Annotated in this window: 24 protein-coding genes; 13 read left to right on the forward strand and 11 right to left on the reverse strand. The window is 61.6% G+C overall.

What is annotated here, in order from left to right; genetic code table 11:
* Positions 1-68: 68 nt before the first annotated feature.
* The 5 genes from RS9916_RS11835 (at position 69) to RS9916_RS11855 (ending at position 5,785) form a co-directional block, all read left to right on the forward strand.
* The gene (locus tag RS9916_RS11835; protein WP_007099669.1) at positions 69-983 is read left to right on the forward strand and encodes a glycosyltransferase family 2 protein; all 915 of its coding nucleotides are present in this window, start codon (positions 69-71) and stop codon (positions 981-983) included.
* Between the two features lie 22 nt (positions 984-1,005).
* Positions 1,006-2,343 (forward strand): histidine--tRNA ligase, encoded by a 1,338-nt coding sequence (gene hisS, locus RS9916_RS11840; RefSeq protein WP_007099670.1) that lies wholly within the window; start codon positions 1,006-1,008, stop codon positions 2,341-2,343.
* A gap of 19 nt (positions 2,344-2,362) precedes the next feature.
* A complete protein-coding gene (locus RS9916_RS13605) occupies positions 2,363-3,235 on the forward strand; it encodes a glycosyltransferase family A protein (RefSeq protein ID WP_007099671.1) in 873 nt (290 codons plus the stop codon).
* A gap of 5 nt (positions 3,236-3,240) precedes the next feature.
* On the forward strand, positions 3,241-4,686 hold the full coding sequence (locus RS9916_RS11850; RefSeq protein WP_007099672.1) for a nucleotide sugar dehydrogenase: 1,446 nt from the start codon (positions 3,241-3,243) through the stop codon (positions 4,684-4,686).
* Between the two features lie 64 nt (positions 4,687-4,750).
* The gene (locus tag RS9916_RS11855) at positions 4,751-5,785 is read left to right on the forward strand and encodes an NAD-dependent epimerase (RefSeq protein ID WP_007099673.1); all 1,035 of its coding nucleotides are present in this window, start codon (positions 4,751-4,753) and stop codon (positions 5,783-5,785) included.
* Positions 5,786-5,794: 9 nt separating this feature from the next.
* Here RS9916_RS11855 and RS9916_RS11860 read toward each other — a convergent pair whose 3' ends face one another.
* The 7 genes from RS9916_RS11860 to RS9916_RS11885 form a co-directional block, all read right to left on the reverse strand.
* Complete coding sequence (locus RS9916_RS11860) at positions 5,795-6,259, reverse strand: hypothetical protein (protein WP_007099674.1); 465 nt, start codon at positions 6,257-6,259, stop codon at positions 5,795-5,797.
* A gap of 178 nt (positions 6,260-6,437) precedes the next feature.
* Positions 6,438-6,638, reverse strand: coding sequence for a photosystem II reaction center protein J (locus tag RS9916_RS11865; RefSeq protein WP_006042408.1), 201 nt, complete (start codon positions 6,636-6,638; stop codon positions 6,438-6,440).
* A 12-nt stretch (positions 6,639-6,650) separates the two neighbouring features.
* Positions 6,651-6,770 carry a photosystem II reaction center protein L gene (locus RS9916_RS11870; protein WP_007099675.1) on the reverse strand — a complete coding sequence of 40 codons (120 nt, stop codon included), beginning with the start codon at positions 6,768-6,770 and terminating at the stop codon, positions 6,651-6,653.
* 23 nt (positions 6,771-6,793) lie between these two features.
* On the reverse strand, positions 6,794-6,931 hold the full coding sequence (gene psbF / locus RS9916_RS13980) for a cytochrome b559 subunit beta (protein WP_007099676.1): 138 nt from the start codon (positions 6,929-6,931) through the stop codon (positions 6,794-6,796).
* Positions 6,932-6,934: 3 nt separating this feature from the next.
* Complete coding sequence (gene psbE, locus RS9916_RS11875; protein ID WP_007099677.1) at positions 6,935-7,183, reverse strand: cytochrome b559 subunit alpha; 249 nt, start codon at positions 7,181-7,183, stop codon at positions 6,935-6,937.
* Between the two features lie 102 nt (positions 7,184-7,285).
* Complete coding sequence (locus RS9916_RS11880; protein ID WP_038024606.1) at positions 7,286-8,278, reverse strand: photosynthesis system II assembly factor Ycf48; 993 nt, start codon at positions 8,276-8,278, stop codon at positions 7,286-7,288.
* A 56-nt stretch (positions 8,279-8,334) separates the two neighbouring features.
* Complete coding sequence (locus RS9916_RS11885; protein WP_038024608.1) at positions 8,335-8,796, reverse strand: rubredoxin; 462 nt, start codon at positions 8,794-8,796, stop codon at positions 8,335-8,337.
* Positions 8,797-8,882: 86 nt separating this feature from the next.
* On the opposite strand from RS9916_RS11885, the gene RS9916_RS11890 reads away from it, so the two are divergent.
* From RS9916_RS11890 to RS9916_RS11900, 3 genes are read left to right on the forward strand one after another with little or no spacing between them, the layout of a single operon-like run.
* Positions 8,883-9,245 carry an NAD(P)H-quinone oxidoreductase subunit 3 gene (locus tag RS9916_RS11890; RefSeq protein WP_038023768.1) on the forward strand — a complete coding sequence of 121 codons (363 nt, stop codon included), beginning with the start codon at positions 8,883-8,885 and terminating at the stop codon, positions 9,243-9,245.
* Between the two features lie 4 nt (positions 9,246-9,249).
* Positions 9,250-10,017 (forward strand): NADH dehydrogenase subunit K, encoded by a 768-nt coding sequence (locus RS9916_RS11895; protein WP_007099681.1) that lies wholly within the window; start codon positions 9,250-9,252, stop codon positions 10,015-10,017.
* A gap of 11 nt (positions 10,018-10,028) precedes the next feature.
* Positions 10,029-10,583, forward strand: coding sequence for an NAD(P)H-quinone oxidoreductase subunit J (locus tag RS9916_RS11900; protein WP_007099682.1), 555 nt, complete (start codon positions 10,029-10,031; stop codon positions 10,581-10,583).
* A gap of 73 nt (positions 10,584-10,656) precedes the next feature.
* Here the strand turns inward: RS9916_RS11900 and yvcK are convergent, their stop codons facing one another.
* On the reverse strand, positions 10,657-11,991 hold the full coding sequence (yvcK, locus tag RS9916_RS11905) for a gluconeogenesis factor YvcK family protein (protein WP_038023771.1): 1,335 nt from the start codon (positions 11,989-11,991) through the stop codon (positions 10,657-10,659).
* Positions 11,992-12,266: 275 nt separating this feature from the next.
* Between yvcK and RS9916_RS11910 the strand changes: the two genes are divergently transcribed.
* Both RS9916_RS11910 and RS9916_RS11915 read left to right on the forward strand, forming a co-directional pair.
* Positions 12,267-13,010, forward strand: a complete 744-nt coding sequence (locus RS9916_RS11910; protein WP_038024609.1) for an ABC transporter ATP-binding protein — start codon at positions 12,267-12,269, stop codon at positions 13,008-13,010.
* Positions 13,011-13,015: 5 nt separating this feature from the next.
* Positions 13,016-13,906 carry an MlaD family protein gene (locus RS9916_RS11915; protein ID WP_198003428.1) on the forward strand — a complete coding sequence of 297 codons (891 nt, stop codon included), beginning with the start codon at positions 13,016-13,018 and terminating at the stop codon, positions 13,904-13,906.
* A gap of 80 nt (positions 13,907-13,986) precedes the next feature.
* On the opposite strand, the gene RS9916_RS11920 is transcribed toward RS9916_RS11915, so the two are convergent.
* Positions 13,987-16,179, reverse strand: coding sequence for a putative cobaltochelatase (locus RS9916_RS11920; RefSeq protein ID WP_038024611.1), 2,193 nt, complete (start codon positions 16,177-16,179; stop codon positions 13,987-13,989).
* A gap of 21 nt (positions 16,180-16,200) precedes the next feature.
* Here RS9916_RS11920 and folK point away from each other — a divergent pair, with 21 nt between their 5' ends.
* The gene (folK, locus tag RS9916_RS11925) at positions 16,201-16,701 is read left to right on the forward strand and encodes a 2-amino-4-hydroxy-6-hydroxymethyldihydropteridine diphosphokinase (RefSeq protein WP_007099687.1); all 501 of its coding nucleotides are present in this window, start codon (positions 16,201-16,203) and stop codon (positions 16,699-16,701) included.
* Here the strand turns inward: folK and RS9916_RS11930 are convergent.
* A complete protein-coding gene (locus tag RS9916_RS11930) occupies positions 16,698-18,473 on the reverse strand; it encodes an ATP-binding cassette domain-containing protein (protein ID WP_156777547.1) in 1,776 nt (591 codons plus the stop codon). The two genes, folK and RS9916_RS11930, sit on opposite strands and share 4 nt — an antisense overlap.
* A 71-nt stretch (positions 18,474-18,544) precedes the next feature.
* On the opposite strand from RS9916_RS11930, the gene RS9916_RS11935 reads away from it, so the two are divergent.
* Positions 18,545-19,105: an NUDIX hydrolase gene (locus RS9916_RS11935; protein ID WP_038024613.1), complete on the forward strand. Its 561-nt coding sequence runs from the start codon at positions 18,545-18,547 to the stop codon at positions 19,103-19,105.
* Positions 19,106-19,116: 11 nt separating this feature from the next.
* Positions 19,117-20,595 carry an FAD-binding domain-containing protein gene (locus RS9916_RS11940; RefSeq protein ID WP_007099690.1) on the forward strand — a complete coding sequence of 493 codons (1,479 nt, stop codon included), beginning with the start codon at positions 19,117-19,119 and terminating at the stop codon, positions 20,593-20,595.
* A 21-nt stretch (positions 20,596-20,616) separates the two neighbouring features.
* Here the strand turns inward: RS9916_RS11940 and RS9916_RS11945 are convergent, their stop codons facing one another.
* Positions 20,617-21,045, reverse strand: a complete 429-nt coding sequence (locus RS9916_RS11945) for a hypothetical protein (protein WP_232199589.1) — start codon at positions 21,043-21,045, stop codon at positions 20,617-20,619.
* Positions 21,046-21,073: the final 28 nt, after the last annotated feature.

A 21,073-nucleotide genomic window follows, 5' to 3' on the forward strand; every position in this document is an offset into this window, starting at 1 on the left:
AATGCCAAGGATCCTGCCATCGCTTCGAAAAAATACCCATAGGATCAGTCCAATCTTGTTGTGGGCGCGTGCATATCCATTTTCTGATTCCTTGCTACGGCGGTCAGATCTCGGAAGCCACTTTCACCAGTTTTGTGCGCTTCATTGCTCGCGCACCGCAGTGGGGATTGGAGTGGAGCCTTGACACGCTCGTCAATGAAAGTTTGATCCCGCGGGGCCGCAATGCTCTGGTCGCGCGGGCGATGCACAACCCGCGTGCCACCCATTTGATGTTCCTGGATGCCGACATTGGCTTTGATCCGGAATACATCCTGATGCTGCTTCAGGAAGATGTTGATGTGATTGGTGGTGGCTATCCGAAAAAGAGCCTCCCCATCGATTACGTCATCAATCCCATCGGCGATGGGGAAGCCGATGACGGCAAGGCGGAGGTGGAACGCATTGGCACCGGTTTTCTGCTGTTGAAGCGTGATGTGTTTCAGCGCATGGCTGATGCCATGCCTGAGTTGAAATACATGGACGATTGCGGTCTGGATCCGTCCATCAACGAGCACCTCTACGCCTATTTCGAGTGCGGCCTGTTTGGCGAGAAGGTGTTTATGAGCGAAGACTGGTTGTTCTGTAACCGCTGGCGTGCGCTGGGTGGGCGCATCTTCATCTCCAAGCGTTTTGCTCTCACCCATGTGGGCAGCTATGCCTTCTCTGAGGCTGCTCAGGCAGATCTGCTCACCCGTCTTAGTGCGCAGTTGATGGCGCCAGCGGCCACGGCTGCAACGTCACCGTTGAGCTCTCCTTCGGCATCCAATGCCAGCTCCGAGACCGCTGAGAAGCCTGCAAGTCGGAGCACCAAGGCCAAGCCAGCCGCCAAAACGGTCAAGGCCAAGCGTCCTGCGGCTCGGACCAAGTCCGCACCCAAGTCGACGCCAAAACCTGCTGGTCGCACCACCCGACGCAAGGGTGCAGACAGTCCACCGGCAAACTGATCGGGTTGTTCCGACCGTTGCCATGACGCAACTGCAAAGCCTGCGCGGCATGGTGGATCTGCTGCCTGAGCAGACATGCCGTTGGCAAGCGGTGGAAGCGGTGGCCCGTGTGCATTTCCAGCGCTGGGGTTGTCGCGAGATTCGCACTCCACTGCTGGAGGTCACCGAGCTGTTCGCACGGGGCATCGGTGAAGCCACCGATGTGGTGGGCAAGGAGATGTACACCTTTCAGGATCGTGGCGATCGCTCCTGCACGCTGCGGCCGGAAGGCACGGCATCGGTGGTGAGGTCTGCCCTGCAGAACGGACTGCTGTCCCAGGGGGCTCAGCGTCTTTGGTATGGCGGCCCGATGTTTCGCTACGAGCGTCCTCAGGCGGGGCGCCAGCGTCAGTTTCACCAGATTGGTGTGGAGTGGTTGGGGGTTTCTTCTGCTGCCAGCGATGCCGAAGTGATTGCCTTGGCATGGGACCTTCTCGCTGATCTGGGTGTTGAAGGATTGGCGCTGGAAATCAACAGCCTGGGCACGCCTGACGATCGCCTGGCCTACCGCACCTGTTTGGTGGAGTGGTTGGAAGCGCGGCGCGACCAACTCGACGCTGACTCGCAGCAGCGATTGAGCACCAATCCCCTGCGCATTCTCGATAGCAAACATCCCCAGACCAAGGCCTTGCTGGAGGAGGCACCCTTGCTGGAGCAAAGCCTGGCGCCCGAGAGCTTGGCGCGTCATCAGGCTGTGCTGCAGGCGTTGGATGCATTGGCGATTCCGTATCAGTGCAATCCGCGTCTGGTGCGCGGCCTTGATTACTACGGCCATACGGCTTTTGAAATCACCAGTGATCAGCTGGGCGCCCAGGCCACGGTGTGCGGCGGCGGCCGTTACGACGGGCTGGTGCAACAACTGGGTGGTGCTGCGACCCCAGCCATCGGTTGGGCTTTGGGGATGGAGCGCTTGCTGCTGGTATTGGAAGCGGCGGCCACAGCCAATCCCGATGGACGCGCTGCTCAACTCGTTCAGGCTGCCACCCCCGATGTGTATGTGGTGAATCGCGGCGAGCAGGCGCTTCAGGCGGCTCTGGTCTTGACGCGCCAGTTGCGCTCTTGTGGCTTGGCGGTGGAGCGGGATGAATCCGGTTCGGCTTTCGGGAAGCAGTTCAAGCGTGCCGATCGGAGCGGTGCGGCCTTTGCCTTGGTGCTTGGTGATGAAGAGGCGGAGCGAGGTGTGGTGCGGATCAAGCCCTTAAAGGCTGTCCCTGATGCTGATGGCCTTGCTGATCAGCAGGACAGGAGCCTCAACGATCTTCCCGCTCTGGTCGAGGCGCTGAAAAAAGGTGCTAACTCTGTTGCGACATCAGGTGATTGAGCATGCCCTGGAGGTGTGAGTGACTGCCGCAGCTGAGGCAGCCAACGCGGTTGCCGCGATCGGCCCCCGTGGCGCTGCGGTGATCACGCCTTACTACAAGGAATCTCTCGAGGTGCTCGAGCGCTGCCATCGCAGTTGCCTCAATCAGCAGGGGGGGTGGCCTCTTCGGCACGTGATGGTCGCCGATGGTCATCCTCAGGCTGCGATCGAGGGTTGGGATGTGGACCACATCTGCTTGCCCAAAGCCCACGGGGACAACGGCAACACCCCTCGTTGCATTGGGGCGATCTCCGCCATCAACCAGGGCTACTGGCCGATTCTGTTTCTCGATGCCGATAACTGGTTTCAGCCTTGGCACTTGGAGACGGTGGTTGCCTTGTATCAGCGTCATCCCACGGCCGATGTGCTGGCGATGGGGCGGGAATGTGCTCTGCCCGATGGCACCCCAATTCCAGGAATCCCGGAGGAAGACCTGGAACATCGCCACGTCGACACCTCCTGTTATGTCTTCTATCCCTCTGCGTTTCGGGTGCTGCCCCTTTGGGGGATGATGCCCACGTATCTCGGCCCGATTTGTGACCGTTTCATTCGTGAAGCGATTACGAACTATGGTCTGGTCCTTGCTGGAACCCACCATCCCAGCGTTGTGTTCACTGCCCACTACAGCTGGGCTTACCGGGCGATTGATTGTCCTGTCCCCGGCGATGTCCACGACGTCGATTGGGCCAGGCTCTGGGGTCATTTCGATCCCGCCGAGATCTACCGCCGTACCGGCATCCTCTCAGCCCTGACGACCCCCTCGCGCGCACCGGGTTCCATCGGAACGAGTGGCCAGGGATCCAGTCTCAGCGGCCCCCGCTTGCATCCGTCAACCTCTTCCATCGCCTCCTGATTTCCGTGACAGCCATTCGCTCCATTTGCTGCATCGGTGCCGGCTATGTCGGTGGGCCGACCATGGCGGTGATTGCGGATCGATGCCCGGAGCTGCAGGTCACGGTGGTAGATCTCAATGAGCAGCGCATCGCGGCCTGGAACGACGCTGACCTCAGCAAGCTGCCGGTCTATGAGCCTGGTCTCGATGCCGTGGTGGGCCGTGCCCGGGGCCGCAATCTCACCTTCTCCACGGCGGTGGATGAGGCGATCGCGGCTGCCGACATGGTGTTCATTTCCGTGAACACCCCCACGAAGACCAAAGGCTTGGGTGCAGGCCAGGCCAGTGACCTGCGTTGGGTTGAAGCGTGTGCTCGTCAGGTGGCCAAGGTCGCCACGGGGCACACGATTGTTGTGGAGAAAAGCACCCTGCCGGTGCGCACTGCCCAGGCGATCAAGGAGATTCTGGCGGCGGCCCAGGGGGAAGGCTCTTCTGACCGAAGCTTCGCTGTGCTTTCCAATCCCGAGTTTCTGGCGGAAGGCACGGCCATCAGCGACCTCGAAGGGCCCGACCGGGTGCTGATCGGTGGTGAGGATGCGGCTGCGATTGACGCCTTGGCTTCGGTCTATGCCCATTGGGTTCCTCAGGACAAGATTCTGCGCACCAACCTCTGGAGCAGTGAACTCTCCAAGCTGACGGCAAACGCCTTTCTGGCCCAGCGGATCAGTTCGATCAATTCCATTGCCGCCTTCTGCGAAGCCACCGGAGCGGATGTGCGGGAGGTAGCAAGGGCGATCGGCACCGACAGTCGGATCGGTCCGAAATTTCTTCAGGCCGGCCCTGGCTTTGGTGGCAGCTGTTTCCAGAAAGACATCCTCAATCTTGTCTATCTCTGCCGGCATTTCGGCCTGCCTGAGGTGGCCGATTACTGGGAGAGCGTGGTGGCTCTCAACACCTGGCAACAGCACCGCATTTCCCGCTTGGTGGTGCAGAAGCTCTTTGGCACTGTGACCGGGAAGCGTTTGGCTGTGCTCGGGTTTGCCTTCAAGGCCGACACCAACGACACCCGCGAAGCCCCGGCGATCCGCATTTGCCGCGATCTGTTGGAGGAGGGGGCCCAGCTCGCCATCCACGACCCCAAGGTGGAAAGCGGTCAGATCGCCCGGGACCTGCAACAGGAGGCCAGCGCTGTGCCCGACCCCAAGGCAGGACCCTCCAGGGCAGCCCTCAGCGGCGAGGGCACCTGGTGGAAGGGGGCCGATGTGGCGGCCACCGTGGCGGGTGCTGATGCGGTATTGATCCTCACCGAATGGCAGCACTATCGCCAGCTCGACTGGTCTGCGCTTGCGCCGCTGATGCGTCAGCCGGCTTGGATTTTCGATGCCCGCTCGGTGGTTGATCCTGCGGCTGTTGCGGCAGCTGGTCTGCAACTCTGGCGTGTGGGTGACGGCGGCGATCCGGTCTCCGGCTGATCGTTTGCACTCCGCTTCTGATCACTGCATTTCCCCCTTGGTTTCTTCTTTGCGCTGATTCGCGATGACTGACACCCGCTCCCGCCCGATTCTGGTCACTGGTGCTGCCGGGTTTATCGGTGCGGCTCTGTGCCAGCGCTTGCTGCAGCGCGGCGATCAGGTGATTGGAATCGACAATCTCAACACCTATTACGACCCTGCTCTGAAGCAGGCCCGCTTGGAGGCGATTGACGCCATGGCGCCCTCTGGCGCTTGGCGCTTCGAGCAGATCGCCTTGGAGGACGGTGATGCTTTGCTGGCTTTGTTTGCCGCTGAGCGGCCCAGGGTTGTGGTGAATCTGGCTGCTCAGGCGGGTGTGCGTTATTCCCTAGAGAACCCTGCGGCGTATATCCAGAGCAATCTGGTGGGGTTTGGCCACATCCTCGAAGGCTGCCGGCATCACGGCGTGGAGAACCTCGTTTACGCCTCCAGCAGCTCTGTGTATGGCGGCAATCGCAATTTGCCGTTTGATGAGCGCCAACCGGTCAACCATCCGGTGAGCCTTTACGCCGCCAGCAAGAAGGCCAACGAATTGATGGCGCACACCTACAGCCATCTCTATGGCCTTCCGGCGACGGGACTGCGCTTTTTCACGGTTTACGGGCCTTGGGGCCGGCCCGACATGGCACCGATGCTGTTCGCCAAGGCGATCCTGGCCGGGAAGCCGATTCGCGTGTTTAACCACGGCCAGATGCAGCGTGATTTCACCTATATCGATGACATTGTCGAGGGGGTGTTGCGCTGCTGCGACAAGCCGGCGACGGCGAATCCTGACTTCGACCCCCTGGCCCCCGATCCCGCCACGGCCGCGGCACCGCATCGGGTGTTCAACATCGGCAACAGCCAGCCGACCCCGCTATTGCGTTTCATCGAGGTCATGGAGCAGGCCCTCGGGCGCGAGGCCATCAAGGATTTCCAGCCCATGCAGCCCGGTGATGTGGTGGCGACTGCCGCGAACACTGCTGCTTTGGAGGAGTGGGTTGGTTTCAAGCCGTCAACTCCGATTGAAACCGGTGTGCAGCGTTTTGCGGATTGGTATCGCGCTTTTTACGGCGTTTGAGACTCGCGTTCAGTCATAAAACCGTTTGCCGTCATCACGCTTGATCTGATTGCGGCGTGCTGCACGCCGGGTGAATTCACTCACCGTGGGGTTAGCGGCCGTGGGATCCACATGGGCGACCTGTTCCCAGAGATCCCTTGGAGCCCAGCGCACGCTGTGTTCGACTCGGTCGTGTTTGGTGATGTGGCACCAACGGCTCTGGCCGCAGAGGGGGCAGAACAGCTCCTCAAGCCACTCATCGCTGAGCACTAAGACGGGATAGGCATTAATGACGAGCTGAGCGCGTTTGGCTGACATCCCGCGCTGCTCCAGTTGCTCGGGCTGGAGCAAGTGCAAGTAGTACTTTTTGCCGTTGCCTTCGATGCGTTGCTCGGGGTGTCTTGGACAGAACAAGGCCCTTCGCTTAGGTCTGCGATTGCGTCGCGGGCGTGGTGTCTGCGTGGCTTCATTGGCAGCAGCTTGGCTCTCCTGCATTCATCCAAGTGCTGATGTGCGGAATTTTATGCCTCTCTCGGTTCCTCAATGCAGCATGCAAGGAGATAGGTCAGCGGATTGATGCGCCTTCCGCCTCCATTCGCTGGGCTTCTGGTGGCAATGAAAAAGCCCTCTGACCGCTGGCCAGAGGGCTTTCCTTCAAACATTCATTCCTGAATCAGGCAGAACCGACGCCGGTGTAGGAGCCGTAGAAGAACAGGCCCACCACGAACAGAACGGCCATGCCGCCAGCAGTGGCCACCAGCCAGAGGGGAAGGGTGCCTTCTGTCCAGCGGGAACGCCAAGCAACAGCTGGGCGACCGTCGGGAAGGCGGTCGGGAATTCGACCGTCAGGAAGATTGGATTTCTTGCCGCTCATGATTCAGATCCCTCAGTTGAAGAAGTAGCTGGAGAACAGGATCCCGCAGGTGGCAACAAACAAGATGCCGAGATAAAGACTGGTGCGGTTCAGCTCAACCGGAAGAGAGTTGGGGTTTTGATTGCGCTCCATGGTTTTTCAGCAGGTGATTGGGATCAGCGACGGATGAACTGCATGGCGGCAAGAGCGCCAATGAAGAACACAGTGGGTACGCCCAGGGTGTGCAGAGCAAGCCAGCGCACCGTAAAAATCGGGTAATTACGCGGCGTGGACGTGGAGGGTGATTGGGTCATGGTTTATTTCAGGCGAACATCGAGTTGATCTTTGCCTTCGTAGCGCTGGCTCAAGACAGGAGCTTTGGTCTCAGCGGCCTGGAAGTAAGCATCCGGGCGGGGAGTGCCAAAGGCGTCGTAGGCCAAGCCTGTGGAGACAAACAGGAAGCCGGCGAGGAAGATCGCAGGCAGGGTCACAGCGTGGATCACCCAGTAGCGGATGCTGGTAATGATCTCAAAAAACGGGCGTTCCCCGGTGGAGCCGGCAGCCATGGCTTCGGGCGTATCAGCTTGGCGATCCTAATGGTCGGGGCTGAATCTCCGGGGATCGGAGACCGTCTTGGTTACACAGAGTTGTGGGCAGAGGTGGGCTGATCAGCTCACCCAGCGCAGCAGGATGCCCCGCTCACCCAGCAGGAATCCCTTGCCATCCACCAGCTCAAAACGGGTGAAGTTGCTGGGTTGTTCGCTGCCTACGGGATCCTTCAGCCAGCTGTCGCCACCGTCATTGCTCACCAGCAGGGTGCCGTTGCCACCGGCAGCCCAGAGCGATCCATCAGGGGTCCAGGCCAGATCCAGGTACCCGTAGCCATTGGTGATCGGCACGATGGGCTTGCTCCAGCTTTCGTTGTTGCTGGCGTCGTCGTTCAGGCGAATCTGGGCACCGCGGGCCAGCATCCACAGACGACCATCCGGTTGGTAGCCAATGCTCTGCAGGCGCTGGCTGCTCACCCGTTGATGCACTTGCCAGACCGATTGACCTGGATCCCAGCTGGCGTAAAAGTTGCCCAGGCTGCTGACGCTGACGTAGCGACCGTCATCGCTGCGGCGAAGATCACGGACTGCTCCTGCCGCATCTGTCACCTTTGCGTCCCAGCTGCCGCCACCATCTGAGGTGCTGTAGACCGCGCCCACATTGGTGGCGAGTTCGGCGCTGTCACGGCCCAGTGCGGTGATCAGATAAGGCTCGCCAGGAAGCTTGGTGTCGAGGAACAGCCGGGTCCAGTTGTTGCCGCCGTCGGTGGTGTGCATCAGCAGGCCGGGCTGACCAGCGATCCAGCCATCTTGGCCGTCAAAGTCGATGCTGATCAGGCGGAAGTTTTCTTCTTCTGGCAGATCAAGGCTGCGCTCACTCCAGGAGGAGCCGCCGTCGCTGGTTTCCAGAATCATTCGATTGCTGCCCACCAGGAAGCCGTGATTGGCGTCGGTAAACGCCACATCCAGGGGGTTCGACTGGGTGTCGAGGTCAATGGCTTGCCAGGGGCTGGTGGTTGCCGCCGGCAGGCGGGTAGCCACGCATCCGCCCAGGCTGAGGCCCAGGCAGGCCACCAGCAGCAGCTGGAGGAAGGGTTTAAGCAGGCGCTTCATGGAATTGAGCATCGGTGGGCGTAAGTGGTGCAGCACGGGGAAGCGTGCGACGGGGTTCAGCGCAGGGAATAAAGGGACAGGAAAAAGGCGAAGCCCAGGGCCAGGCTGCCGAAGATCAGCACGTTCTTCTGACCTGGAGTGAGGCGGTTCACGCCGAGGCCGTAGTCGAGATTTTCTTCAAAGCCACTGGCTTTGGTGGCGGGGCCAATATCACGGAATGCGCCAACGCGGCTACGGCATACCGGGCAACGAAAGCTGATGGCATCCAGCTCTTCAAAAGCTGTGCCTGAAACAATTCCCAGCTTCTTCACCCCTTCAGCGGGGTCGTAGACGTAACCACAACTGCGGCACTCAAAGCGGTGGGTGCGGGGATCGCTGCTGGGTTCTGCCTCGGTTCCGTCTTCTGCGGGGGAGTCGGCGCTTTCGACCGCGACGGGTTGCTCTTCAGCGGAGGGTTGAACCTCCGCCTGCTTCTGCGGAAGACCGGCTTGCTCCGATCCTGCGATCTCGTCGGTCACCACTTAATAAACAGGTCTGGCAACTCTATCGGGGGCGCCAGAAGGTGGTGGTGAATGCCAGACTGCCCTCCAGGTCGGGCTTCTCCATGTTCGCGCTGCCGGGTTATGACGCCTTTCTGGGTTTTCTGCTGATCGCAGCAGCGGTTCCAGCACTGGCGTTGATCACCAACAAACTCCTCGCTCCTCGCAGTCAGCAGGGTGAGCGTGAGATCACCTACGAGTCGGGCATGGAGCCCATTGGCGGTGCTTGGATTCAGTTCAACATCCGCTACTACATGTTTGCGTTGGTCTTCGTCATCTTCGATGTGGAGACTGTCTTTCTGTATCCCTGGGCCGTGGCGTTCCATCGCCTCGGTCTTCTGGCCTTCATCGAGGCCCTGATCTTTATCGCCATCCTCGTCGTGGCCCTGGCCTACGCCTGGCGCAAGGGCGCCCTCGAGTGGAGCTGAGCTGATGTCTGAATCAATCTCCCCGTCAATTTCCGCCGTTCGCGATCTGCGCGGTGCCAGTTGTGGACCGGTGGCAGGCGCTGCTGAAGGTGCACCTGCCGTTACCACTGATCTGAGTGAGAACGTGATTCTCACCAGCCTGGATGACCTTCACAACTGGGCCCGTCTGAGCAGCCTTTGGCCCCTGCTCTACGGCACGGCCTGTTGCTTCATCGAATTTGCGGCGCTGATTGGATCACGCTTCGACTTTGACCGGTTTGGTCTGGTTCCGCGCAGTTCCCCCCGTCAGGCCGATCTGTTGATCGTGGCTGGAACGGTCACGATGAAGATGGCGCCAGCGCTTGTGCGTCTCTATGAGCAGATGCCTGAGCCCAAATATGTAATCGCCATGGGTGCTTGCACGATCACCGGAGGGATGTTCAGTGCCGATTCCACTACTGCTGTTCGGGGCGTCGACAAGCTGATTCCCGTCGATCTGTACCTCCCCGGATGCCCTCCCCGTCCAGAGGCCATTTTTGATGCGGTGATCAAGCTGCGCAAAAAGGTCTCCAATGAGTCGGTCAGCGATCGGCGCCAGCTGCAACAGACCCATCGCTATTGCACCGTCAAGCACGCCATGACGCCTGTCGAGCCGATTGTCACCGGTGCTTATTTGCAGGCGGAGACGCAGATCGCAGCTTTGAAGCCTGGTGCTGGACTGGCGATGCCGTCCTTGTCCGATACCGCCAACACCGCTGCCGAGCCAGCGTCAACTGACTCCTCCGCATCTTGAGCTGATTCGTCATGAGTGAGACCCCGAAAGCTTCGGCTCAAAAGCCTGCCGACGACAATTTGCCCGCAGCTCCTGAGCGCGGCCCTGTGAGCCAGTGGCTTCAGCAACAGGGCTTTGACCATGAGCTGTTGCCAGCCGACCATCTGGGTGTGGAAACCATCGGAGTCGATCCTGTATTCCTTCCAGTGATTGCCGCAGCACTCAAAGGAAACGGCTTCGATTACCTCCAGTGCCAAGGCGGTTACGACGAAGGTCCTGGCGCTCACCTGGTTTGCTTTTATCACCTCGTCGCCATGGCAGAAGTGACGGAGGGCAAGACCGACGCTGTGCGCGAAGTGCGAGTGAAGGTGTTCCTGCCCCGAGATGGAGAACCTTCTCTCCCCAGTCTCTACGGTCTGTTCCGTGGTGCTGATTGGCAAGAGCGAGAAACGTTCGACATGTTTGGCATCCGCTTCGATGGACACCCCCATCCCAAGCGTCTGCTCATGCCTGAAGATTGGAAGGGGTGGCCACTGCGCAAAGACTATGTGCAGCCTGATTTCTATGAAATGCAGGACGCCTATTAAGGCCTCAGCCTTGTGAGTGATGCGCCCGTGATCATTCGGTCACGGGTTTTTTGATCGTATTCATTCGCTTTGTTCAGCTGGCGAGCGACTGTTTGTCGGTTTTGTGTCTTCGGTAGAAGCGCATCACGCCTAAAGCGAGGCTCCTGGGGTCGTGCCTGAGGGTGGCGGTTGGGCGGCTGCCTTGCAGCGGGGCTTCCATTACCTCATACCCCTCTTGTTGCAAATCGCGGCGGTTGCAGATCACGGGCTCGGCCCCGCGCGATCGGTAATGGGAAATGAGAGGCGAATCGGGGAGTTCTTCCTGGGCGAGAACGGCTGTGAATAGACGCTTGCTGACCCCAAGGCTGGCCAGCTGAGCCTCGATTGCCCGCAGGTGACCACTCACGTCCAGTCCATCGGTCTCACCCGGCTGGGTCATCAAGTTGCAGATGTAGAGCCGGGGCGCTCGGCTGCGTTGGATGGCGGTCACCAGCTCCGGCACCAGCAAATTCGGGAGCAGAGAGGTGTAGAGACTTCCGGGCCCAAGGAGGATGAGATCGGCGTGAGCGATCGCTTCGAGCGCGCGCGGTAGGGCCGGCGGTTGTTCTGGAAGGCAGCCAAGTCGAACGATCGGGCTCGGAGCATGGCCGATGGCTGATTCCCCCTCAATGCGCTGACCGTTTTCCAGTTCGGCCCACAGCCGCACATCCACGTTCGTGGCCGGCACCACCTGGCCCTGCACCGCCAGCACCCGACTGGACGCGGTAATCGCTGTTTCCAGGCTGCCGGTGATGGCCGTGAGCGCTGAGAGGAACAGGTTGCCGAAGCTGTGGCCCTCGAGCCCGCCGCCCGCTGCGAAGCGGTATTGAAACAACCGCGTCAGCAGGGGCTCTTCGGTGGAGAGGGCGGCAAGGCAGTTGCGGATGTCGCCTGGAGGTAGCACTCCCAGCTCACGGCGCAGAACGCCACTGCTGCCACCGTCATCTGCCACGGTGACGATGGCGGTGATGTTGGAGCTGTAGCGCTTCAGGCCGCTCAGCAAGGTGGAGAGGCCTGTGCCTCCGCCGATGGCCACGATGTTGGGGCCACGGTTCAGACGACTTTTGGCCCGCAGTGCATCCACCAGCACGGTGTCTTTTTCTGGTGCTAAAGCCTGTTGGATCGACCCGAAGCTGCGGCTTTGGCCCCAGAGCAGCAGGCCGATGCCAATCAGCACCACCAGTGGGCCAGTGATGCCCCGCGGCAGCACCCGTGTGATCCAGCCCAGTGACTCCTGGATGGCCCACAGGGTCCAGTAGATCGGTTGCAAGTCGGCCCATACGGCAGCGCCCAGCAGGGCGAGTACTAGGCCGATGCCGGAGGTGAGCAGCCAGCGCTTCACCACGAGCCCGGGTTGCAGCCAGCGCACGGCTCGGCGAGAGCGATCCATCAGATCCCGTTGCCGCTCAGCCTGAAGCGTGCGCAGGTGATCGCGACGACTGCGGCGTCGCGACCTGGGCTGGGGCGGAGGGGGCGACGAACTCAACGGCTGGGCAGCTTTGGCGGTGTCACGGGAACTGTACGGAAGTTGCCCAGATCCACCACCCCTCTTGCAAAACCATGCAGGATGGGCATGAAGCCCTGCGAAACGATCGCGTGCAGAGCCTTGCGGCCCCATCCACTCCATCTGCGCTAACGCCGGTCGTTGAGATGCGTGATCTCACCATGCAGTGGGGACCTCGTCCCGTGCTCGATCGCGTCAATTTGAGGATGGAGCCGGGAGAGCGGTTGGCGGTGGTGGGGCCTTCCGGAGCCGGTAAGTCGACGGTGCTGCGCCTGTTGGCAGGTCTGCAGATGCCCACCTCTGGTGCACTGTCGTTGTTTGGCGAACCCCAGCAGTACCTGCGCCTTGATCAGCGCCATCCCCAGGATGTGCGTCTGGTGTTTCAGAACCCAGCCCTCTTGGCGTCGCTCACGGTGGAGGAGAACGTGGGTTTTCTCCTGATGCGCCTTGGGCGCTTCAAGCCCCGTCAGATCCGGGAACGGGTGATGGCCTGTCTGGAAGCAGTGGGCCTTCACGATGTTGCTGACAAGTATCCCGGTCAGCTCAGTGGCGGCATGCAGAAGCGCGTCAGCTTTGCCCGCGCTTTGATTGATGATCCCGACCGGGGTGAAGCCGCCATGCCGCTCATGCTCTACGACGAGCCCACGGCCGGACTTGATCCGGTGGCCTGCACCCGGATCGAAGATTTAATTGTCAAGACCACGGAGGTAGCGAAGGGCTGCTCCGTTGTGGTGAGCCATGTGCACAGCACGATTGAGCGCACCGCTGAACGTGTGGTGCTGCTCTACGGCGGGCAGCTGCGGTGGGATGGGTCGATCGATGACTATCGCCGTACTGACAATCCTTATGTCCAACAGTTCAGGACCGGTAACCTGCACGGACCGATGCAACCCAACGATCACTAATTGCTATGCGTCGCAGTGTTAGGGAAGCAATCGTCGGTTTCTCCATCGTTGGAGCGTTGGTTGGCTTTACCGGCACGATGCTGTGGCTGCGCGGGGAGCGACTGGGGGCAGAAACCTGGACCGTGACGGCCAACTTTGCTGATGCTGCTGGTTTGGCGGAACGCTCGCCGGTCACCTATCGGGGCATCGTCGTGGGTGTGGTCAAGAAGGTGACGGTGACCCCGGCTGCTGTGCAGGCCGTGCTTGAGCTGGATAACGAGGATCTGCTGCTGCCGATGCCGGTCACGGCCTCGGTTGGATCGGGTTCGCTGCTCGGTGGGGATGCGCAGGTCAACTTGATCAGTGGTGGCAATGCGGGCTCGATCACTGCTTCGACGCCTGGTCCCAAAACCTCCCGCTGCCAGGCCGCGGCTGTGCTCTGCGCCGGTGCCACCATTCGCGGTCAGGAGGCTCCAAGCCTCGACACGGTCACGGCCACGATGCAGCGTCTGCTCCAAGAGGCCGAGGACCAGAAGCTGGTCTCCAGTCTGGTGAATTCCTCCAAGCAGTTCGATGCGGTGGCCAAGGAAGCCAAGACTGTGCTCGAACAGTTGGGGGTGGAATTGGACCGGGCCTCTCCAGCTATCACCAATCTCAATGCCGCGACGGCGGAAGCGGCCCGGGCCGCGACCCACATCAGCAACATCTCCGCTGCGCTTGATAATCCCCAAACGGTGTCGGACCTGAAGCAGACCGTGTCCAATGCCCGTTCTCTCACCCAGCGCTTCGATGCGGTGGGTGGAGACATTCAAAAGCTCACCGATGATCCTGAGTTCATGAAGGCGATTCGCGATGTGGGGATCGGCTTGGGAGCCTTTTTCGAAGAGCTGTATCCGGCCAAGACCAGCAAGCCTTAAAAGGCCATGGCTTTCAGGCTTGTGGCACGGTATGGTTCCGCTGCCGCGTCGTAGACGTCACGCTCTCGTGCTCATGACGCCTAGGTCACTGTGTTGATGGCTTCCATGGCGATGGCCGCAATGGCTTGGTCGCTGGCTTTCGGCAGCTGCACATATTTGCCCCCTGCTGATTCGGCCAGATCTTTGCCCATGCCGCTGCCAATGAACTTGCGCTCGGTATCAATCACCAGCAGCTTGATGCCCAGCATCCGGTAGCGAGAGGCCACATCCAGCACTTCCTGTTTGAGGTCGGGTTTGTCCTCGCCCTCCAGTTCGGGTTGGCCCAGCGACGTGCTCAGGGGCACATTGCCGCGCCCGTCGGTGATCGCCACCACCACCACTTGCCCCAGATCCCCTGTGGCAAGGGCGTTGGCACCCACGCGCGCGGCCTGGGTGAGGCCATGGGCCAGGGGTGATCCGCCGCCGCAGGGCATCGATTCCAGCCGCCGCCGGGCGGCTGTGATCGAGCGCGTGGGGGGCAGCAGCACTTCAGCCTGATCGCCACGGAAGGGGATCAGGGCCACTTCGTCCCGGTTCTCATAGGCCTCGGTGAGCAATCGGATCACGGCCCCTTTGGCGCTTTGCATCCGGTTGAGCGCCATTGATCCGCTCGCATCCACCAGGAAAATCACTAAGGCGCCGGACTGGCGTTGCAGCAGCTTGGCCCGCAAATCCGACTCCTCCACGATCACGGAACGCTCGGGCTGACGAGCCCGGCGTGCTTTTTGGTAAGGCGCCGCAGCACGAAGGGTTGCGTCAACCGCAATCCGGCGCACCGGACCGCGGGGAAGAATCGGTTTCACATAACGGCCGCGGCTGTCGCTCAGCACCACCGAGCGGCTGCCGCTGTTGCCACTCTTGGCCTTGGCCGATGAGAAGAGCAGTAGGTCGGGATCGATCGCCACCGATTCCGGGTCGAGCATGAACTCCTCCGGCACGGAGGGAGGGGCTTCGTCCTGATCGGCTTCGTCGTCATCGTTGTCTTGCTCGTTGTCGCTGTTGTCGTCGTTGTTGTCTTCGGGTTGCTCGTTGTCGTCCTCGCCGGACCCCTCCGGCGGTGGTGGTTGATTGTCAGGTTCCTGTTCACCGGATTGGGGCGGTGGGGGTGGATTTTGGTCTTGCGGCGGTGGCGGCTCCATCTGCTCGTCTTGGGGTGGCAGTTGCAGAGCCCGAGGAGCGATCACCAAGCGCACCGCGACCTGAAGGTCGTCCGCTTCCACCCGGTCGCGGCCACTCAGGGCGGCATGGGCCTTGGCGACTCGCACCGCATAGAGCTCGGAGCGGTGTCCTTCCACGCCGCCGCGGATCGCTTCGGTCACCAGGTATTCGATCTGCTCAGTGCTGATCTGCACATCCGGAAGCCATTGACGGGCCAGCAGCAGCTGAGTCGCGAGGGCTTCGGTTTCCTCACCCCACTTGTCGGCGAAGCTGCGGCTGCACTGACCGTGAGACAGCACTGCTTCAGTGATCTCCACGCGTTGCTCGACGCTCACCAGCTGATCGGCCGATAGGGCGATGGCGAAGCGATCGAGCAGGTGATCGCGCACGGCGCCCTCTTCGGGGTTGTAGGTGGCGATCAGTAGGGGGCGGCAGGGGTGGCTCAGGCTCAGGCCTTCCCGTTCCACCTGGTTTTCACCGCTGCCGACGGCTGCCAGCATCAAATTGACGATGCCGTCATCGAGCAGGTTCAACTCATCGACGTAGAGCACACCGCGGTGGGCTTCCGCCAGCAGTCCTGGTTGGAACACGGCTGCGCCGCTGGAGAGGGAGGCCGCCACATCGACAGCCCCCACCAACCGGTCTTCCGTGATTCCGAGGGGCACCTGCACAAACGGAGCCGGCAGCACCTTGGTGGGTGGAAGCGCGTCGCTTCCGGTGGCATCGGCGTTGTCCCCCAGCGCCGCGATGCGCCGGCGCGCGTTGTCGTCCCATTCCTCCGGCCGCTGCGGGTCGAGGTTGCGCCCATGGCTCGGTGGCCCCTCGCCACGATCCACATCGAGGACGTCGATGGGGGGCAGTAGTGCATGCAGGCCCCTGGCCAGCACGGATTTGCCGGTGCCCCGGCCACCGGCAATGATCACGCCGCCGAGGCCAGGATCCACAGCGGCCAGCAGCAGGGCCAGCTTGAGGGTGCCATGGCCAGTGATCGCTGCCAGGGGAAAGGCGCGGCTGGCCTGATCCCGGGCCGCACTCCCTGCGACGCCATTCGCTGCGGCCACCCCTCCTGACACCATGAACGTTTCCAGGTCCTTTGCGTGAGCGCCAGTCTCGCTGATCAACCCCGTTGCTTGGCAGTGGCTCTGGGCGCCAATTTGCCCAGTCCGGCGGGTAACCCACGGCAAACCCTGGTGATGGTGCGCCCACGCCTCGAACAATTGTTCAGGGATTGGGCTTGTGAAACAGCGCGTTGCCGCTGGTCGCCGTTGTTTGACACCGTTCCGGTGGGAGGCCCGATCGATCAACCCAGCTATCTCAATGCTGTGGTACTGGTGGACGGTCTTCAGCGAGAGCCGCAGCAAGACGCCGCTCTGGCGCTACTTCAAGCTCTGCATCAGCTTGAGCGGGAGTACGGACGCGATCGGGGTAAGGAGCAGCGATGGGGGCCCCGCACCCTGGATCTGGATTTCCTGTTTTGGGATGAGTTGCGTTTCGATCACCCCCATCTGGTGCTCCCCCATCCCCGGCTCCATCTGCGCAGCTTCGTGCTGGAGCCCTTGCTGGCAGCGATGCAGGGATCTGCGGATTGGTCGCTTTAGACGTGTTCCGCTGCCTTGGCTTCTCCATCGCGGCCTGGGAGCGTGATCACCTGATCGGCCTGGGCCAGCAGCACGGGATCGTGGCTGCTGACCAGGACCAGGCGCTTCTGGGCGCGTTCATGGATCACGGTCCTCACGCGTTCAGCTGCAGCGGCATCGAGGAAGGCGGTGGGTTCATCCAGCACCTCCACAGGTTTGTCGCGCAGCCAGGCCCGCAGGAGTCCCAGGCGATGAATCTCTCCGCCCGAGAACGGGTCCTGCGCCAGCGCCATGGGGGCGTCCAGGCCGCCATCGCGTTGCAAGAGGTGGTCTAAGCCAAGTCGCTCGAGCCAAGGGAGGAGACGGGTGTCGTCGAGCTGGCCACCGAGCAGCAGGTTGTCGTGAAGGCTGGCTTCAAACAGCACGGCGTTCTGAGGGGCGTAGGCAATCAATTGGTGCAGCTGTTGTGCACCTGCCAGACCGGCCAGCTCCCAGATTTGATCTCCCTGCTGGATCGACCACCGGCTGTCGCTTTCTTTCAGCAGGCCGCAGAGCTGATCCAGGCAACTGGTTTTCCCGCAACCCGAAGGTCCCGTGATCGCGATCAGGCGCCCTGGTTCAAGCTGCACGCTGGAGCCAGGCGTTGTCTCGTCTGGAGTTGTCTGGGTTTCGCTCTGTTGGCCTGCGCCGAGATCGCGCCAGTGGAACAGGTCCCAAGGGGATGCGCTCAGATGTTCAAGCTCTTGCTCCGATAAGGCCACACCACTGGGTTTGTCAGAAACGGGTTGCAACTGCTCCCGTCGCCGCCGCAGGGCTTCGTAGCCCGGCAAGTTGCCGAGGCAGAGGCGGCGAGCTTGCACCACTGCACTGAGGGACACTCCGGCGCGGTAAGCCAACACCAGGGTGGTGGTAAGCACGTCGGCCTTGAGCCCATCACCCTGCAGCAGCATCCAGAGGCCGGCGATGGCCACCACCAGGGTGTCGCGCCAGGCGGTGTAGCCGGCGCGCCGGCGCACCCGTTCCCGCAGCAGCCAGCGTCCTTCGGCCGTTTCCTTGGCAAAGCGTTCCAGGAGCCAAGGCTCCGCAGCCGCTGCACGCACCGCCTTCAGGCCATGCAGTCCATCCCCCACCGTGCGCTGCAGGGCGGCATTCAGGCGACTCTGAATGCGTCCAAGGCTCCAGCTGCCGGAGCGTTGCAGCAGGGCGGCGACGGCTGTGGCCACCAGCGCAAGCAACAGGGGCCAGGCGGCCGCGCGCCCCACCACCAACACGCTGGTGAGGTAGATCCCCAAGGCCAGCAGTGCCTGTCCCATGCGCACCGCCTGATCCAGGCCCAGGGCTGTGCGATTGATGTCGACCATTAACAGGGCCAGCAGATCGCCCCGGCCGATTTGCTCCAGTTGGGCGGCGGAGGCGGCGAAGACGCGATGCAGCAGTTGTTGACGCAGTCGATCGGTAAACCCTGAGCGCAGTCGTTCACGACTGATGGCGACTCGCGCCTGAATCAGGCCGCGCAGCAGGATTAACCCCACCAGCACAGCCAGGCTGGTGGCCAGGGGCCAGGTCTCTGCCAGGGGTAGAGCGACGGTTGAAGATGTGCCCGCGCCCAGGAGCAGGGAGACGGCGAGTCCGAGTCCGGCGATGTCGAGCAGGCTGCTCATGGTGCTGAGCAAACTCAACAGGGCCAGATGGCGCCATCCGGCTTCCACAGCCAAGGCCTTCAGCAACTGCACTTGCTTCTGGCGGGGCAGCAGGCGTGGTGGGCTCGGGGTCGGGGTCCGGGAAGTGTTCACGCCTGCGTTGGGAGACACAAACGATCCTGCACTCCAGCCGCCATGCTGGTCGCCTTTGCTGCCCTGCCCCCATGGCTCCGCTGCCACCCCCTGAGCGGTTCCAGTTGCTGGAGACGATTGAAAGCGTGGATTCGCGCAAGATTCGCTTCGAGCGCAATCGCATCAAGTTGCCGATGGGCGTGGAAGGCACCTTCGGCATCATTCGCCATCCCGGGGCCTCATTGGCGGTGCCGATCACCGACGACGGCCAGGTCGTCCTCCTACGTCAGTACCGCTTTGCCGTGCAGGCCCGCTTGCTGGAATTCCCCGCTGGCACCCTCGAAGACGGCGAGGATCCGCTCGAATCGATGCAGCGCGAGTTGGGTGAAGAGGCGGGCTACAGCGCGTCCCGTTGGGATGCACTCGGCCCGATGCTGCCGTGTCCTGGCTACTCCGATGAGGTGATTCATTGCTTCCTGGCTCGGGAGCTCACGCCGTTGGAGAACCCACCTGCCGGTGATGACGATGAAGACCTTGAGGTGGTGCAGATGAGCCCCGCCGAGCTCGATGCAGCCCTGGCATCCGGTGAGGAATGGCTGGATGGCAAGAGCGTCACCGCTTGGTTCCGGGCCAAGCAGTTGTTGGGTCTTTGAGTTGCACCGTCATGAACGCTTCTCGCACCCTCTTCTGGCATCGCCGCGATCTGCGCCTGGCTGACAACAAGGGCTTGCAGGCTGCAGCGGCCCTGGGTTCTGCCGTCACCGGTGTGTATGTGCTGGATCCGGCGATCATCACGCCGCCACACCATTTGCCGCCGATGGCGCCGGCGCGCCTTTGGTTTTTGGTGGAAACCCTGCGCGAGCTTCAGCAGCGTTGGCGGGATGCGGGGAGTCGCCTGATCGTGGTGGCTGGGGATCCGGTGGCGGTGCTGCCGCGCTTGGCAGCCCTTTTGGAAGCACCCACTCTGGTGTGGAGCCGGGATGTGGAGCCCTATGCCCGCGAGCGGGACCGTCAGGTGGCCAAGGCGCTTCAGGCCGATGGCCGCAAGGTGCTGGTGGATTGGGATCAGCTGCTGGTGGCGCCTGAATTGCTGAAGACCGGTGGCGGTGATCCTTACCGGGTGTATGGCCCTTTCCTGCGCAACTGGCGTGGTCAGGTGGAGCGCACCGAGCCGAGCACAGTTGAAGCTCCCACTGGCTTGTGTGACCTCGAGTCGGAGCAGCTCGAAGCGATCAGCAGTGGCGCAGGAGACCTGGGTCGACTTTGCGCCGAAGGCCAGCGCGAACTGGAGCGGCTGCAGGTTGAGCACGGTTTCCGCGGGATGGAGCTGTGCCCATGCCGACCGGGTGAGGCCGCGGCGGCGGAGCAGTTGGCCACCTTTGTTGATGGGCCGCTCTTGGCCTATGAGCCCGATCGCAATTTCCCTGGAGTAGTGGGTACCTCTTACCTCAGTGCTGCCTTGAGTGTGGGCACATTGAGTCCGCGCCAGGCCTGGTGTGCTGCGCAGGAGATGAAAGGTCTTGCGCGCAGTGATGAGCAGCGCCAGGCCATCACGGTGTGGGAGCAGGAGCTCGGTTGGCGCGAGTTCTATCAGCAGGCGCTGTTTCACTTTCCTGAGCTGGCAAACGGGCCCTACCGCGACCAGTGGCGCCGATTCCCCTGGGAGAACAACGAGGACTGGTTTGATTTCTGGAAAGACGGCCAGACCGGCATGCCGATCATTGATGCGGCGATGCGTCAGCTCAATGAAACCGGTTGGATGCACAACCGTTGCCGCATGATCGTGGCCTCGTATCTGGTCAAAGACCTGATCTGCGACTGGCGCTGGGGTGAGCGTGCCTTCATGGAGTTGGAGGTGGATGGCGATCTAGCCGCCAACAACGGTGGTTGGCAGTGGAGTGCCAGCAGCGGTATGGATCCCAAGCCCCTGCGCATCTTTAATCCCGCCACTCAGGCGTCGAAGTTCGATGCGGACGGTGATTACATCCGCCGCTGGGTGCCGGAGCTTCGGCATGTGAACACCAAGGATTTGCTCAGTGGTGAGATCGCGGCACTTGAGCGTCGTGGCTATCCCGAGCTCCTGGTGAATCACAAAACGCAGCAGGCACGTTTTAAGGCGCTTTACGCCACGATTCGCAGCTGAATCCTGACCTCTGGATGTCTGCTATCTGCGTACGGGTACGTCCGTGGTTGTTTCCAGCATGCAGGCTTGGCCATCGACCATGAGCTGCAAGGTCACGGTGAGGGGATGTGTTGTGTTGGTCTGAATCGGTCGATGCTCAATGGTGTTGAACCGGTTCAGAGGGCTCAGGTCGGGCTGTTTATGCCATCTGAGCGGATGGGACTGTTCGTTTTGACTCCAGCTGGCTCCTAGTACTTCAGCGTTGTGGGGATTAAGGGTGGTGTTGTGCAAGCGGAGTTCCACGTGCAGCACATGGGTGTGATCGGTTGGCTCCGGATTTGGGGCTTGGTGTTCTCCAGGAGGAAGGGCGTTGTCTTGAACGATGGGTATTGGGCTTACCCAAGCCTGCAAGTCAGGGGTGACATTGCCATCGGAGCAGGTAATCGCAGCGTCTGGTGAGGAGAACTTCATGGCCATGGTCAGGATTGAAAGGAGAGCA

It is taken from the genome of Synechococcus sp. RS9916, assembly GCF_000153825.1.
Classification (GTDB): domain Bacteria; phylum Cyanobacteriota; class Cyanobacteriia; order PCC-6307; family Cyanobiaceae; genus Synechococcus_C.